This is a genomic window from Rhodosalinus sp. 5P4, assembly GCF_041365695.1.
Classification (GTDB): domain Bacteria; phylum Pseudomonadota; class Alphaproteobacteria; order Rhodobacterales; family Rhodobacteraceae; genus Rhodosalinus.
This window is the reverse complement of sequence record NZ_JBGFSJ010000002.1, coordinates 478,016-490,795: the sequence shown is the minus strand read 5'-3', so window position 1 is coordinate 490,795 and position 12,780 is coordinate 478,016. Positions and strand designations below refer to the sequence as shown.

The window sequence follows — 12,780 nt, the reverse complement described above, 5'->3', positions numbered from 1 at the left end:
GGGATATGCGTTTTTCAAGCCTTGCCGCTTACGCTTAGTTGCGGACCGACGGTCCCTCGACCGAAAGGCCGTTGCCGCGCGAGGCGACGTAGAGCTGCAGTGCGACGAAATCGTCGCTGCCCACGTCGTAGGGCACGCCGCGCGTGTCGCGGATGCAGCCATTGAAACGGTTGTGCTGCGACACGAGGTTGGCCTGCTTCAGCCGGTAGACCGGGAAGCCGTTGGTCTGTCCCTGGCTCAGGTGGTCGGCGCGGATGTAGTTGTCGTAGTTGTCCTCGTGGCAGTTCGCGCAAGCAAGCTCGAGCTGGCCGTAGCGGGTGTAGTAGATCTCCTTGCCACGCTCCCACGTGTCCTCGACGGGCCCGTCGATGGCAACGTCGACCGTCATGCCGCGGGACACCGACGCGATCAGCGCCGTCATGTTCTTCATCGGCTGACTGTCCCAACCCCAGGCCTCAGCGCCCATGCGCTCGGTCCGGCAGTCGTTGATGTACATCTCGGCCGTGTAGACCTTGCCCTTTTCCTCGTTCCATTTCGGCAACGATGCGCGAAGCCCGCGGAGCGATTCCGGCTCTTCGTGGCAGCTGGCGCAGGACTGGCCCGCGTCGCCTTCGACGGCGTTCCACGAGTCACGTCCCTGGTCTACGAAGATCATCCCCGGGTTGTCGAAATCGTCCATCTGGAGCGCCTGGGTCTCTTCCGTCCGGAATGTCCAGCCCGAGCGGATCGAGCGCAGATGACCCTTCAGATGGTCCGGCGCGGCCGTCTCGGTGACCATTTCAATCTCGCCGTTGATGATCAGGTTCGCGTCGGGATCGGCCGCCCCCAGCGTGGGAAACGCGATCGCGAGTGCCGCCGCAGCCGTCAGTGCCTTGTATCTCATCCCTGTTCCTCCCTTGGGTTCCGCCCCGCGCCGCGCGCGGGGCAGCCTTTCGCACTTCGGCTTCAGCTGACCTCGACGGACTGCACGTCCTCGTAGACGGAGCCGTCGTCGTCGTACCATGTGAAGGTGAACTCGCCCGTCTCCGGGATCGTCGCCTCGAACTCGAAATAGGGGTTGGTCGAGATCGCGGGCTCCATGGTGACGTCGATCACGTTCTGGCCGTTGAAGTCGCACGTGAAGCGATTGATGATCGAGCGCGGGATCGTGTTGCCCTCGCTGTCCTTGCGCTGGCCCGACTCCATCTTGTGGCTGATGAGAGTCTTGATGGTGGCCACTTCGCCGGCCGAAGCCGAGCGCGGGACGCGGACACGCGGTTTGACGTTTTCTGCCATCTGTCTTGTCTCCTGATCTCTCAGCCGCCGCAGCCGCCGATGGTGACTTTCACTTCCTTCGAGGTGCGGGCGAAGGAACCGTCAGCCATCTTGGCCACCGCAACGACGTCCTGGGTGCCCGCAAGGCGGATCCGCGTGCTCGCGCGGCTCGCGCCGGCCAGCGGGCCGAAATGGAAGGTGGCGACGGGCGGGGTCGGGTTGCCCGCGGCCAGCACCATGATCGATGCCGCACCGTCGGCCGCGACCTCGATCGGAACCGTGTTGCCGTTCTCGGCGATCTCGGGGGCGTTCAGCGTCACGCCGCCGTCGGCGACATCCGCGCCGCCGGTGAACTCCGCGATGAGCTCGTCCACGGTCGCCGCGAAGGCGCTGGCCGGCAGCACGGTGAGGGCCGCGGCCCCCGCCCCGAGCGCCAGGGTTTCACGTCTGGTGAAGTCCATCCTAATTCTCCTCTGATGGTTCCCGGTCGCCCCGATCACTCGTACTTGAGCGTCGACAGGAATGCGACCACGTCCTCGACTTCCTGCGCGCTCAGGAGCGGCGGAAGCGGTTCCTCGGCGGGCTTCTTGGTGAAGCCCTGGCCCGGACGGGTGAAGCCGGTCGTCTTGTAGTAGCCCGGCATGATCGTGCCCTCGTAGGTCTTCTTCGCATCCACGAGCAGGCCGCGCAGCTCCGCCGGCCCCCAGCGGTCGCCGACGCCGTCGAGCGGCGGGCCCACCTCGCCATGGAAGGGCGCTTCGTTCAGCGCCGTGACCATGTGGCAGGAGATGCAGTTGCCCTGCGACTTGGTGACCATAATCTCGGCACCACGCGCGGGGTCGCCCGGCGTGCCCGTCAGCGAAGTTTCCACCGCGCCGTATTCGCCGAAAGTCACTTCCCCGGGCGCAACGACGTCCGCCGCCGAGGCGGCCCCGGCAAGCGCGGCGAAAGCGACCCCAGCCATCAAGTTCTGCGTAAGTTTCATATTCCCTCCCATGGCTATCCCGTCAGCGTCACGCCGATAGCACTGTATACCGTAGGCCACCGCGACCCCGTGACGCAATATCAAATTCACAGAAGTGAATTATTCGGAACAATGTTCGCGGTCAGTCGGCGCTCCCGTCGTTGCGTTCCTGGATGCGGCGCGCGTGATAGCGTTGAAAATCTTCATCCCCGTCAAGCTCGTAGCGCTTCTCGTTGACCCATGTGAGCATGTCGAGCGTGGTTCCCGCCGCGAAGGCCCCCGGCATGGTGACGACCGCCGCTTCGGGGGCGGTGGCGCCCTCGGGAACCTCCTCGGGCAGGAACATCAGCGTGGGCGTGAAGAGAATCCCCCACTTGCGCGCCATCTCGCGCTCCGTCCGCGTCTCGCCGTCGAAGTCGGTCACCTCGACCGCGCCATGCAGGTTGAGCTGCACGACGAAGAAGTTCTCGTCGATGTACTCGGCGATCTCGGGACGCGGAAAGACGTCCTCGTGCATCTTGGTGCAGTAGATGCAGCCACGCTGCTCGAAGATGATCGCGAAGCGCTTGCCCTCGGCGTTGGCCTCCTCCAGATCCTCGCGCAGGTCCTTGAAGGTGTCGCGCATCCACGCCGTCTTGTGCAGCCCGTCGTCGCCGACATTGGCCGCCGCCGCCGGCAGCGCCAGCAGCACCCCCGCCAGCGCACCCATCGCCCGTGTCGCAAGTCCCGTCATCCGCATCTCCTCCCTGTCATCGTTGACGTCGCTGCGGACCTCACCCGAGGCTCGTGAAGCCGGGAAAGGCCTCGATCATCCAGTTCGCGATCCAGTTTACCGTGTTCGTGGCGATGAGTACCGCGAAAACGATCAGCATGCCGCCCATCGCCTTCTCGACATATTGCATCTTGTTCCTGTGCCGCTGAACCCAGGCGAGAAACGGCCGCGCGAAAAGCGCCGCGACGATGAAGGGCGCGGTCATGGCAAGGCCGTAGACCAGAAGCAGCAGCCCGCCGCGGAAGATGTCGCCCATGCCGCTCGCGATCATCAGGATCGAGGCGAGCGCCGGGCCCACGCAGGGCGTCCAGCCGAAGCCGAAGGCCAGACCCATCAGATAGGCGCCCAGCATGGTCGAGGGCTCCGCGCCACTTTCCAGGCGCGCCTCGCGATAGAGAAACCCGATTCGGATGACGCCGAGGAAATGCAGGCCGAACACCGCCAGGATCGCCGCCGCCACGTAGGAAAGCGGCTGGCGCCACTGCGCGAACGCCTCTCCCACCGCGGTGGCGCCCATGCCCAGCAGCACGAAGATGGTCGTGACGCCCAGCGCGAACATCACGGCGCTGAGGACGAGCCGCCGCTGCGCGCCCGGCGGGATCTCGTCGTTCCCGCGCAGTTCGGTCATGGAGATGCCCGCCATGTAACTCAGGTAGAACGGCACCATGGGCAGGATGCAGGGCGTGAAGAACGAAAGCAGACCGGCGAGCGCAGCGCCTGCAAAGGAAATCTCGAGCATCACCGCTCCTTGATCCATTCACATATTCAGAATACGTTGACTGACAGCTTGGCGTCAATCTACGGTATACATGCGCGTACAGCGATTTCTCATTGCGGCGGCCCTCGCCGGCCTTCCCGGCTTCGACGGCGGCCGCGCGGCAGAGCTTGTCATGGTCGAACAGCCGGGATGCAGCTATTGCGAGGCGTGGCATGACCAGGTCGCGCCGGAATATCCCAAGACCGCCGAGGGCCGTTTTGCGCCCCTGGTGCGCGTGCAATTGCGCGAGGGCGCGCCGGAGGGCGTGACGTTCGACCGGCCCGCCGTCTTCACCCCTACCTTCATCCTGGTGGAAGACGGCGAGGAGCTCGCCCGGATCGAGGGCTATCCGGGAGAGGATTTCTTCTGGGGGCTTCTCGGCCGGATGCTGGAAGATCACACGGATTTCAACGAGGGAGGAGACAGACAATGAAAAGAACGGTATGCGCGCTCGCGCTCGCCGCGGGGACGGGGCTGCCCGCCGCCGCGCAGGATGCATTCGTCGAATTCCGCGCGATCACGCCCGAACTCGCCATGCGCATGGCGACGGCCGCGCTGGAACACTGCCGCGCGGAAGGGTTCCAGGTCGGCGTCACCGTGACCGACCGCTTCGGCGTGCCCCAGGTCTTCGTGCGCGACCGGTTCGCCGGCGCCCACGTGCACGAGACATCCTACCGCAAGGCATGGACGGCGGCGAGTTTCGGGACGCCCACGACGGAGCTGTCCGAAGTGACCCAGCCCGGCGAGGCCACCTTCGGCATCCGCCAGCTGAGCGAGGCGCTCGCCCTCGGGGGCGGGCTGACGGTGGTCGCGGGCGAAGGTGACATGGTGGCCGCCATCGGCGTGTCCGGCGCTCCGACGCCCGCGCTCGACGACGAATGCGCCGAAGCCGGGATTGCGGCCATCGAGATGGACATCGCTTTCTGACAAAGCGCCACGCGCCGACCGCGCCTGCGCTCGAGGAGGTCCCGTTGTCTCTTCCGGTTCTCAAGCCCGACATGTCCGATGCCGAGCTCGACCGCATCGTCGAGAAGGCGGAGACGGCCTCGACGTTTCTCAAGGCGATCAGCCATGAGGGCCGCCTGATGATCCTGTGCCATCTGGTCACCGGCGAGAAGTCGGTGACCGAGCTGGAGGCATTGCTGTCGGCGCGGCAGGCGGCCGTGTCGCAGCAGCTGTCGCGCCTGCGCCTCGAAGGCCTGGTCGTTCCGCGGCGGGAGGGAAAGGCGATCTACTACCGTCTCGCCGACGACCGTCCCCGCAAGATGCTGGAGACGGTCTACGATCTCTTCTGCGCCGACGGCGACTGACCCGGCGCGCCGGGCCGGCCGCCGGACCGTTGCGCGCCGGTCTTCACGCCTGCATACTGCCCCGACGGGAGGATGCGGATGCTTGAGATGATCCCCGAAAGCTGGGCGGTCGCGCTGATCGGCGCGGGCGGCGGGATACTCCTGGGCCTCGCGGCGCGACTTGGACGCTTCTGCACGCTGGGCGCGATCGAGGATCTGCTCTACGGCGGCAGCGCGCGACGCATGCACATGTGGCTTCTCGCCATCGGCGTGGCCGTGACCGGCACTTTCGCGCTGACGGCGGCGGGCATCGTGCGCCCCGAGCTCAGCTTCTACTACGCGATCGAATGGATGCCGCTCGCCTCCATCCTGGGCGGCCTTGCCTTCGGCTATGGCATGGCACTCGCCGGGAATTGCGGCTACGGCGCCATCGCGCGGCTGGGCGGCGGCGACCTTCGCAGCTTCGTCATCGTGCTGGTGATGGGCGTCTCGGCCTATGCGGTGCTGATGGGCCCTCTCGCACCGTTGCGCGACCTGCTCTTCCCGCAACGCGACGTGACAGGCGTCGCGCCCGCGCTCCCCGCGCTTGCCGAGGCATGGACGGGCGTGCCGGCCGTGGCGGTCGGACTTGCCGCGGGGCTCGCGCTTTGCGCCCTGGCGCTTGCCTCGCGGGAGTTGCGCGGCGACGCCTCTTCGGTCTTCTGGGCCGGGATGGTGGGCGTGGCGGTGGTCGCGGGCTGGGCGGGCACGACCTGGGTGGCCACCACGGGCTTCGAGGCGCTGCCGGTCCAGTCGCATTCCTTCTCCGCGCCGGTCGGCGAATCGATCCTCTTCGCCATGACCGGCAGCGCGCGGCCGGTCAGCTTCGCGGTTGGTTCCATCGCCGGGGTGTGGGCCGGCGCCTTCATCGGCTCCCTCGTCAAGGGACATTTCCGCTGGGAAGCCTGCGAGGATCCGCGTGAGCTTCGCCGCCAGATCTTCGGGGCGATGCTGATGGGCGGAGGCGCCGTGGTCGCCATGGGCTGCTCTGTCGGTCAGGGCCTCTCGGCGTTTTCGGTTCTCGCGGTCAGCGCGCCCGTGACGCTGCTTTCGATCCTGGCCGGCGCGGCGCTCGGGCTGCGCCAACTCATCGAGGGCTTCCAGCCGGCCGAGTGAGCCCCCGGCTGCGTCCACAACGCCCCCTGCGACAGAATATCGTATTCCGTTTTTATTATATATCTTTACCGTCGGGACTGGAAACGCGCTTCAACGTCCCGAAAGGACCCTCATGCTCAAGACAGTCTTGAAGGCCGCCACCGCGGCCGCTTTCATCGCCGGCCCCGCAGTGGCCGAGATGGAAGAGAAACTCGTCACCGTCGTCACCTCGGAGAACCCGCAGACCCAGCTGATGAGCATGGTGCTGACCATGCAGGCGCTGCAAAAGGGTGCGGAGGTGCGCATCCTGCTTTGCGGGCCGGGCGGCGACATCGCGCTCGACGAGGCGCCCGAAACCGCGACCGCCGGCCAGCCGCCGAAAGACATGAGCCCGCAGGGCCTGCTGAAGGCCGCGATCTCGAACGGCGCCACCGCAGAGGTGTGCGCGATCTACCTGCCGGGTCGCGGCGAAGGCCCCGAGGTGCTGATGGACGGCGTCGGCGTGGCGCAGCCCCCGGCGATGGCCGATGCGCTTCTGGACGACGGCGCCGCCGTCTGGTCCTTCTGAAGCATCAAGCGGCGGCCGGGCGCGCACGCGCGACCCGGCCCCGCGCCCCGAAGACAAGCCAGAGCGCGAGCGCAAGTTCGGCCACCAGCGGCACCATGTAGGCCGGGGCGAAACCCGCCGAGAGGCCCGGCGCGAGGAAGCGCAGCGCGCTCCCCGACAGATAGACGATCCCCGCCGCGCCGATCCCCCAGCCGAGCGCCGCCGGAAAGGCGGGATGCCGCAGGAGCAGTACGCCCGTCGCAAGGCAACTCCCCCCGAAGAAGACAAGCCCCATGTCGTAGGCATGGGCATGGAGCGAAAGAAGGAAGGGCGCGAGGCCGGCCGCCGCGCCCCCGTCGAGCGCAAGCGCCGCACCATGATGCAGCACGAGCCCCGCGCCCAGAACTGCCGCCTGCACGAGGCGCAGGCTGAACGCCATGAGCGCGAGCGCCTCGCCCGCCGGGCGCAGGATCACGAGAAGAAGCGCGCCCAGCACCACGTCCGAAAGCGCCATCAGCGTGTCGAGGAGAAGCGCGGCGCGCAACGCGGCCACCGCCCCATCCGCGCCGCCCGGCAGCGCCGAGAGGTCGGCGAGCCCGGAGAGCGGTGCACGGAACACGGCCTCGGAGGAGAGGCCCGCCGCGATCAGGACGAGGTAGACGACGCCCGCGATACGGTAGGGCGCGGCAGAAGCTCTGGGCGTCATGGACGGTCTCCGGCATCGACGCGACGCCGCTAGGCTACACCGCCGCGACCCGCGGCGCTACGGCAAGGGCGCCCTACCCCGCCTCGGCCAGTCGCGCGACATAGCGCGCCAGCATGTCGACCTCGAGGTTCACCAGATCGCCCACCCGCACATCGCCCCAGGTGGTGACCTCCTTGGTGTGGGGAATGAAGTTGATGCCGAACTCGGCCCCCTCCACCTCGTTCACGGTCAGCGATGTCCCGTTGAGGGCGACCGATCCCTTCGGCGCGATGAAACGGGCCAGCGTCTCTGGCGCGCGCAGGCGCACCCGGGTGCTGTCGCCTTCGTCGGACACCGCGACCACCTCGGCCACGCCGTCCACATGGCCCGACACGATGTGCCCGCCAAGCTCGTCGCCCACGCAGAGCGCGCGCTCCAGGTTGACGCGGCGCCCCGGCGCCCAGTTCCCCAGACCGGTCTTCGACACGGTTTCGGCGCTCACATCGACCTCGAACCAGTCCTCGCCCAGCGACACGACGGTCAGGCAGACCCCGTCGCAGGCGATCGAGGCGCCGATCTCGATGCCGGAGGCGTCGTATCCCGTGGCGATCCGCGCGCGCAGATCGCCGCGCCGCTCCAGCGCGCGCAGCGTGCCCACATCCGTGACGATCCCCGTAAACATCGCGCATCTCCTTCTGCCGCGACGGACCTTATTTCCGTCCCAAAGCTGGTGTAGCCTGCCATCGATCTAGCGGGCTCGAGGCCGGATGACCACCATCGCGACACCGCCATCCTCGCGCGTGTTCCTCTTCTTGCAGGGACCGCACGGGCCGTTCTTCGACGCGCTCGGCGCGATGCTGCGCCAGGCGGGGGGCATCGTCTGGCGCGTCGGCTTCAACGCGGGCGACCGGGCGTTCTGGCGCGACCGCGCCTCCTACATCCCGTTCCGGTCTCCCGTCGAGGCATGGCCCGCGGCGCTCGAACGTCTCGTGGCCGAAAAGGGGATCAGCGACATCGTGCTCTACGGCGACACGCGACCCGTCCACGCCGTCGCGGTGGCGCAGGCGCGGGAGCGGGGGCTGCGCGTCCATGTCTTCGAGGAGGGCTATCTTCGCCCCTACTGGGTGACCTACGAGCGCGGAGGGTCGAACGGCAACTCGCGGCTGATGGACATGACGGTCGCCCGGATGCGGGCGGCGCTCGCGCATGGCGAGCTGGAGCAACCGCAGGCACCCGCGCGCTGGGGCGACATGCGCCAGCACATCTTCTACGGCGCGCTCTACCATGCCCACGTCATGCTTCGGAACGGCGGCTACCGCCATTTCCGGCCCCACCGCGATCTTCCGGTGACGCGGGAATTCCGTCTCTATCTCCGGCGGCTTCTCTGGATGCCGGCCCACGCGCTGGAACGTGCGCTGGCGACATGGCGGATTCGCCGCGGCGCGTTCCCCTATCACCTCGTGCTGCTTCAGCTCGAGCATGACAGCTCCTTCCGGGCGCATTCGCCCTTCGCCAGCATGACCGAGTTCGTGGAGCTCTGCGTGCGCGATTTCGCGCGGGGCGCCCCGCGCCACCATCACCTGGTGGTCAAGGCGCACCCGCTCGAAGACGGCCGCGCGGCCGTTCGCGCCGCGCTCGCGCGCGCGGCCGCGGCGCATGGCGTGGCCGACCGGGTGCACTATGTCCGCGGCGGCAAGCTTGCCCGGCTCCTGGCCGAGGCGCGCAGCGCCGTCACCGTCAATTCCACCGCCGGACAGCAGGCGCTCTGGCGCGGCGTTCCGGTGAAAGCCTTCGGGCGGGCGGTCTACGCAAAGCCCGAATTCGTGTCGGATCAGCCGCTCGCCGCCTTCTTCGCGTCAGCCCGCCGGCCCGACACGCGCGCCTACCGGGAGTATCGCCGCTACCTTCTGGAAACGAGCCAGGTGCCGGGCGGCTTCTATGCCTCGGCGAGCCGACGGCAGCTCCTGCGGCATGTCGTGGACATGATGCTCGCGGCAGAGGATCCCTACGACGCGCTGGAACGCGGCACCGCGGCCCCGAGGCAACAGTTGCGCGCGGTGATCTGATCCCGCCCGAGGGCAGGCTGGCCGTTTCGCCCGGTTGCCGGTAGCTTCGCGGGACAAGCAGAAGGCAAAAGAACCGGAGACGAGGCAGTGACATCGACATCGTTCCGCTGGGCGCGCGCCATCGCCCTGCTTCTCGTCGTGTCGCTGGCGGCGGGCTGCGGATTGCCGCGCTCCGGCCCCAGCAAGAACGAGATATTCGCCGGCTCCGAACAGCGGCAGGGCGACGCCTTCGTGATCGAAGTGAACGACCGCGTGACGCGCGCGACCTCTGTAATGCCCGCGCTGGCCTTCCAGCAAGGGTTCGTGAACGCGGGCGTCATCGGCTCGGACGTGATCCGGCCCGGCGACACGCTCGGCCTGACCGTCTGGGAGATCGCGGACAACGGCCTGTTGTCCGGCCCGGCCGGAAATTCCACGGTGCTCGAGCAAGTGCAGGTGGATGCCGAAGGATTCATCTTCGTGCCCTATGCCGGGCGGATCCGGGCCGCCGGAAACACGCCCGAGGCCGTGCGCCGGATCATCACCCGCCAGCTGGCCGACCAGACGCCCGACCCGCAGGTGCAGGTGCGCCGCCTTGCTGGTGACGGGGCGACGGTCTCGCTTGCCGGGGCCGTCGGCGCGCAGGGCATCTACCCGATCGAGCGGCCAACGCGCACCCTCTCGGCGATGATCTCGGCGGCGGGCGGGATCGCGATCCCGCCCGAGGTCGCGCTGATCAGCGTGATCCGCGGCGGGCACCGCGGAACCGTCTGGTTCGAGGATCTCTACGATACCCCCGAGTTCGACATCGCCCTGCGCGACGGCGACCGCATCCTCGTGGAACGGGACACGCGGTCCTTCAGCGTGCTCGGAGCCTCCGGCTCGCAGGCGCGCGTGACGTTCGAGAGCGAAACGCTCTCGGCGCTCGAGGCGCTCGCCCGGGTCGGCGGGCTGGCCACCAACTCGGCTGATCCCACGGGCGTCTTCGTGTTCCGAAACGAGCCGGCCGAGATCGCGAACGCCGTGCTGGGCCGCGACGACCTCGTCGGCGCGCAGCGCTTCGTCTACGTCCTCGACCTGGCGGAACCCAACGGCATCTTCGAGGCGCGCGACTTCCTGATCCGCGACGGCGATACGCTCTACGTCACGGAAGCTCCCTTCACCCAGTGGAGCAAGGTGATCTCCGCGATCACCGGATCGCTGGGCGTGGTGAACACGGTGGACACCGCCGCGTCGACCTTCTCCGGAAATTGACGGGCGACATGCCGCAGGCGCACACGCCCGGCGCCGGGGAGACCGCTCCCCGGCGCCTTTTCGTTTATAACGGCGGCTTCCTGCGCCGGCCCGCGCTCCGGCGCATCCTGGCGGCGGCCGGGTACCGCGTCACCACGGGCCTTCCCGGGCCGGACGATCTGGTGGCCGTCTGGGGGCAAAGCCCCACCGCGCGGCGCGGCGAGGCCGTGGCGCGGCGGCGGGGCGCGGGGCTTCTTCGGATCGAGGACGCGTTCCTGCGCTCGCTCCATCCGGGGCGCTCGGGCGGCGAGGCGCCGCTGGGGCTGCTGCTCGACCGTTCGGGCGTGCATTTCGACCCGTCCGTGCCGTCCGACCTCGAGACGCTGCTCGCCACGCATCCGCTGGACGACGCGGCGCTGCTTTCACGAGCCCGCGACATCGTGGCCCGCCTGCGCGGCGCGCATCTCACGAAATATGCCGCCGTCGATCCCGGCATCGCGCCACCCCCGCCAGGCTACGTGCTCGTCGTGGACCAGCTTGCCGGCGACGCGTCCGTGCGGGCAAGCGGGGCCGACCGCAGGCGGTTCCTCGAGATGCTCGCCTTCGCGCAGGAAGAGCACCCAGGCGCGCGGGTGATCGTCAAGACCCATCCCGAAACGCGGGAGGGACGACGGCTGGGCCACTTCTTCGACGAGGATGCGCGCGGGCGCGTGACGCTTCACGACGAACCGATCTCGACCTGGGTCCTTCTGGAGGGCGCGGTCGGGGTCTACACGGTCTCCTCGCAGCTGGGGTTCGAGGCGATCTTCGCCGGCCACCGCCCGCGCGTCTTCGGACAGCCCTTCTACGCGGGCTGGGGCCTGACCGAGGACGACCGTCCGGTGCCCCGCCGGGAGCGCAGGCTCACCCGCGCCCAACTCGCCGCGGCGGCGCTCGTTCTCTACCCGGTCTGGTTCGATCCCTTCCGCGACCGCCGCGCGACGCCCGAAGAGGCGCTCGACGCGTTCGAGGCGGCGGCGCGCGCGTGGCGCGAGGACCGCAGGGGCTGGGTCGCCTCGGGCATCCGCCTTTGGAAACGTCCCGCGGTGAACGCCTTCTTCGGCGGGCCGCGCGGCGTCGTCTTCGAGGACGACCCGGGCCGCGCCGCGCCGCGGGCCCGACAGGACGGCCGCCGCCTCATGGTGTGGGCGAGCCGGGCGGACGTGCTTCCCGAAGATGCGGTACAGGTGGAAGACGGGTTCCTGCGCTCGCGCGGGCTCGGGGCCGAGCTGGTGCCGCCGCTGTCGCTCGTCACCGACGATCTGGGGATCTACTACGATCCCGGCCGCGAAAGCCGGCTCGAACGGCTGATCGCGGCCTCGGCCGATCTTCGCCCCGACGAGCTTGCCCGGGCCGAGCGCTTGCGCAGGCGGCTGGTGGCCGCGGGCCTTTCGAAATACAATCTCGGCGAGGCGCGCCCCGCACTGCCGGACGGCCGGCGCATCCTCGTGCCCGGGCAGGTCGAGGACGACGCCTCCGTCAGGGCCGGGGCCGGAGCGCTGTGCACCAACCTCGAGCTGCTTCGCGCCACGCGGGAGGCGAACCCGGACGCGGTCCTGCTCTACAAGCCGCACCCGGACGTGGAGGCGGGCCTTCGGCCGGGCGAGCTGGCGCCGGAGGCGGCGCACGAGATCGCCGACGCGGTGCTGGAGCACGCCGACCCCGCCGCGCTTCTGGCCGGGGTGGACGAGGTCTGGACGCTCACCTCCGGCCTGGGATTCGAGGCGCTGCTGCGGGGCGTGCCTGTCGTGACGCTGGGCGCGCCGTTCTACGCGGGCTGGGGGCTGACCCGCGATCTCGGCCCCGTGCCGCCGCGGCGGCGTGCGCGCGTGTCCCTCGACGGGCTGGTGCACGCCGCGCTCATCGCCTACCCGCGATACCACGATCCCGTCACCGGACGGCCCTGCCCGCCGGAGGTGGCGCTCGACCGCCTGTCTGGGGGGCCCGGTCCGCGTTCCGGCCCCGCCCTGCGGACCCTCTCGAAGCTGCAGGGGCTCTTCGCGGGGCAGGCCCGCCTCTGGCGCGGTTAGCCAGGCGGGCCGACGGCGGCGGCGGCGTCGG

General features: G+C 69.1%; 16 protein-coding genes. 8 read left to right on the top strand and 8 right to left on the bottom strand.

Annotation, left to right across the window (positions count from 1 at the left end; all coding sequences use genetic code 11):
• Positions 1 to 34: 34 nt before the first annotated feature.
• The 6 genes from soxA to AB6A69_RS05315 form a co-directional block, all read right to left on the bottom strand.
• The gene (soxA, locus tag AB6A69_RS05340; protein WP_371039179.1) at positions 35 to 883 is read right to left on the bottom strand and encodes a sulfur oxidation c-type cytochrome SoxA; all 849 of its coding nucleotides are present in this window, start codon (positions 881 to 883) and stop codon (positions 35 to 37) included.
• 62 nt (positions 884 to 945) lie between these two features.
• On the bottom strand, positions 946 to 1,275 hold the full coding sequence (gene soxZ, locus AB6A69_RS05335) for a thiosulfate oxidation carrier complex protein SoxZ (RefSeq protein ID WP_371039180.1): 330 nt from the start codon (positions 1,273 to 1,275) through the stop codon (positions 946 to 948).
• Positions 1,276 to 1,295: 20 nt separating this feature from the next.
• Positions 1,296 to 1,715 (bottom strand): thiosulfate oxidation carrier protein SoxY, encoded by a 420-nt coding sequence (gene soxY, locus AB6A69_RS05330; protein WP_371039181.1) that lies wholly within the window; start codon positions 1,713 to 1,715, stop codon positions 1,296 to 1,298.
• A gap of 35 nt (positions 1,716 to 1,750) precedes the next feature.
• On the bottom strand, positions 1,751 to 2,239 hold the full coding sequence (gene soxX / locus AB6A69_RS05325) for a sulfur oxidation c-type cytochrome SoxX (RefSeq protein WP_371060004.1): 489 nt from the start codon (positions 2,237 to 2,239) through the stop codon (positions 1,751 to 1,753).
• A 121-nt stretch (positions 2,240 to 2,360) separates the two neighbouring features.
• Positions 2,361 to 2,927, bottom strand: coding sequence for a thioredoxin family protein (locus AB6A69_RS05320; protein WP_371060046.1), 567 nt, complete (start codon positions 2,925 to 2,927; stop codon positions 2,361 to 2,363).
• Between the two features lie 64 nt (positions 2,928 to 2,991).
• A complete protein-coding gene (locus tag AB6A69_RS05315; RefSeq protein ID WP_371039183.1) occupies positions 2,992 to 3,729 on the bottom strand; it encodes a cytochrome c biogenesis CcdA family protein in 738 nt (245 codons plus the stop codon).
• Between the two features lie 70 nt (positions 3,730 to 3,799).
• On the opposite strand from AB6A69_RS05315, the gene AB6A69_RS05310 reads away from it, so the two are divergent.
• The 5 genes from AB6A69_RS05310 (at position 3,800) to AB6A69_RS05290 (ending at position 6,738) form a co-directional block, all read left to right on the top strand.
• Entirely contained in the window at positions 3,800 to 4,180 is a 381-nt protein-coding gene (locus AB6A69_RS05310; RefSeq protein WP_371060003.1) for a thioredoxin family protein, read from the top strand.
• A complete protein-coding gene (locus tag AB6A69_RS05305; RefSeq protein WP_371039185.1) occupies positions 4,177 to 4,674 on the top strand; it encodes a heme-binding protein in 498 nt (165 codons plus the stop codon). The genes AB6A69_RS05310 and AB6A69_RS05305 overlap by 4 nt, the downstream gene beginning before the upstream one ends.
• Before the next feature lie 71 nt (positions 4,675 to 4,745).
• Positions 4,746 to 5,057, top strand: a complete 312-nt coding sequence (locus AB6A69_RS05300; protein WP_371060045.1) for an ArsR/SmtB family transcription factor — start codon at positions 4,746 to 4,748, stop codon at positions 5,055 to 5,057.
• Positions 5,058 to 5,135: 78 nt separating this feature from the next.
• A complete protein-coding gene (locus AB6A69_RS05295; protein ID WP_371060002.1) occupies positions 5,136 to 6,191 on the top strand; it encodes a YeeE/YedE family protein in 1,056 nt (351 codons plus the stop codon).
• 112 nt (positions 6,192 to 6,303) lie between these two features.
• A complete protein-coding gene (locus AB6A69_RS05290) occupies positions 6,304 to 6,738 on the top strand; it encodes a hypothetical protein (protein ID WP_371060001.1) in 435 nt (144 codons plus the stop codon).
• Positions 6,739 to 6,742: 4 nt separating this feature from the next.
• Here the strand turns inward: AB6A69_RS05290 and AB6A69_RS05285 are convergent, their stop codons facing one another.
• Complete coding sequence (locus AB6A69_RS05285; RefSeq protein ID WP_371039188.1) at positions 6,743 to 7,423, bottom strand: DUF4386 domain-containing protein; 681 nt, start codon at positions 7,421 to 7,423, stop codon at positions 6,743 to 6,745.
• Positions 7,424 to 7,496: 73 nt separating this feature from the next.
• Positions 7,497 to 8,084 carry a riboflavin synthase gene (locus AB6A69_RS05280; RefSeq protein WP_371060000.1) on the bottom strand — a complete coding sequence of 196 codons (588 nt, stop codon included), beginning with the start codon at positions 8,082 to 8,084 and terminating at the stop codon, positions 7,497 to 7,499.
• Between the two features lie 85 nt (positions 8,085 to 8,169).
• Here AB6A69_RS05280 and AB6A69_RS05275 point away from each other — a divergent pair, with 85 nt between their 5' ends.
• The 3 genes from AB6A69_RS05275 (at position 8,170) to AB6A69_RS05265 (ending at position 12,749) form a co-directional block, all read left to right on the top strand.
• Positions 8,170 to 9,468, top strand: coding sequence for a capsule biosynthesis protein (locus AB6A69_RS05275; protein WP_371059999.1), 1,299 nt, complete (start codon positions 8,170 to 8,172; stop codon positions 9,466 to 9,468).
• Between the two features lie 87 nt (positions 9,469 to 9,555).
• Positions 9,556 to 10,701 carry a polysaccharide biosynthesis/export family protein gene (locus tag AB6A69_RS05270; RefSeq protein ID WP_371059998.1) on the top strand — a complete coding sequence of 382 codons (1,146 nt, stop codon included), beginning with the start codon at positions 9,556 to 9,558 and terminating at the stop codon, positions 10,699 to 10,701.
• An 8-nt stretch (positions 10,702 to 10,709) separates the two neighbouring features.
• Entirely contained in the window at positions 10,710 to 12,749 is a 2,040-nt protein-coding gene (locus AB6A69_RS05265) for a capsular polysaccharide biosynthesis protein (RefSeq protein ID WP_371059997.1), read from the top strand.
• Positions 12,750 to 12,780: the final 31 nt, after the last annotated feature.

What these genes read in the sequence shown, in the direction of transcription:
- soxA (WP_371039179.1), bottom strand. Translation starts at nt 883, where the DNA reads ATGAGATACAAGGCACTGACGGCTGCGGCGGCACTCGCGATCGCGTTT.
- soxZ (WP_371039180.1), bottom strand. Translation starts at nt 1,275, where the DNA reads ATGGCAGAAAACGTCAAACCGCGTGTCCGCGTCCCGCGCTCGGCTTCG.
- soxY (WP_371039181.1), bottom strand. Translation starts at nt 1,715, where the DNA reads ATGGACTTCACCAGACGTGAAACCCTGGCGCTCGGGGCGGGGGCCGCG.
- soxX (WP_371060004.1), bottom strand. Translation starts at nt 2,239, where the DNA reads ATGAAACTTACGCAGAACTTGATGGCTGGGGTCGCTTTCGCCGCGCTT.
- AB6A69_RS05320 (WP_371060046.1), bottom strand. Translation starts at nt 2,927, where the DNA reads ATGGGTGCGCTGGCGGGGGTGCTGCTGGCGCTGCCGGCGGCGGCGGCC.
- AB6A69_RS05315 (WP_371039183.1), bottom strand. Translation starts at nt 3,729, where the DNA reads ATGCTCGAGATTTCCTTTGCAGGCGCTGCGCTCGCCGGTCTGCTTTCG.
- AB6A69_RS05310 (WP_371060003.1), top strand. Translation starts at nt 3,800, where the DNA reads ATGCGCGTACAGCGATTTCTCATTGCGGCGGCCCTCGCCGGCCTTCCC.
- AB6A69_RS05305 (WP_371039185.1), top strand. Translation starts at nt 4,177, where the DNA reads ATGAAAAGAACGGTATGCGCGCTCGCGCTCGCCGCGGGGACGGGGCTG.
- AB6A69_RS05300 (WP_371060045.1), top strand. Translation starts at nt 4,746, where the DNA reads ATGTCCGATGCCGAGCTCGACCGCATCGTCGAGAAGGCGGAGACGGCC.
- AB6A69_RS05295 (WP_371060002.1), top strand. Translation starts at nt 5,136, where the DNA reads ATGCTTGAGATGATCCCCGAAAGCTGGGCGGTCGCGCTGATCGGCGCG.
- AB6A69_RS05290 (WP_371060001.1), top strand. Translation starts at nt 6,304, where the DNA reads ATGCTCAAGACAGTCTTGAAGGCCGCCACCGCGGCCGCTTTCATCGCC.
- AB6A69_RS05285 (WP_371039188.1), bottom strand. Translation starts at nt 7,423, where the DNA reads ATGACGCCCAGAGCTTCTGCCGCGCCCTACCGTATCGCGGGCGTCGTC.
- AB6A69_RS05280 (WP_371060000.1), bottom strand. Translation starts at nt 8,084, where the DNA reads ATGTTTACGGGGATCGTCACGGATGTGGGCACGCTGCGCGCGCTGGAG.
- AB6A69_RS05275 (WP_371059999.1), top strand. Translation starts at nt 8,170, where the DNA reads ATGACCACCATCGCGACACCGCCATCCTCGCGCGTGTTCCTCTTCTTG.
- AB6A69_RS05265 (WP_371059997.1), top strand. Translation starts at nt 10,710, where the DNA reads ATGCCGCAGGCGCACACGCCCGGCGCCGGGGAGACCGCTCCCCGGCGC.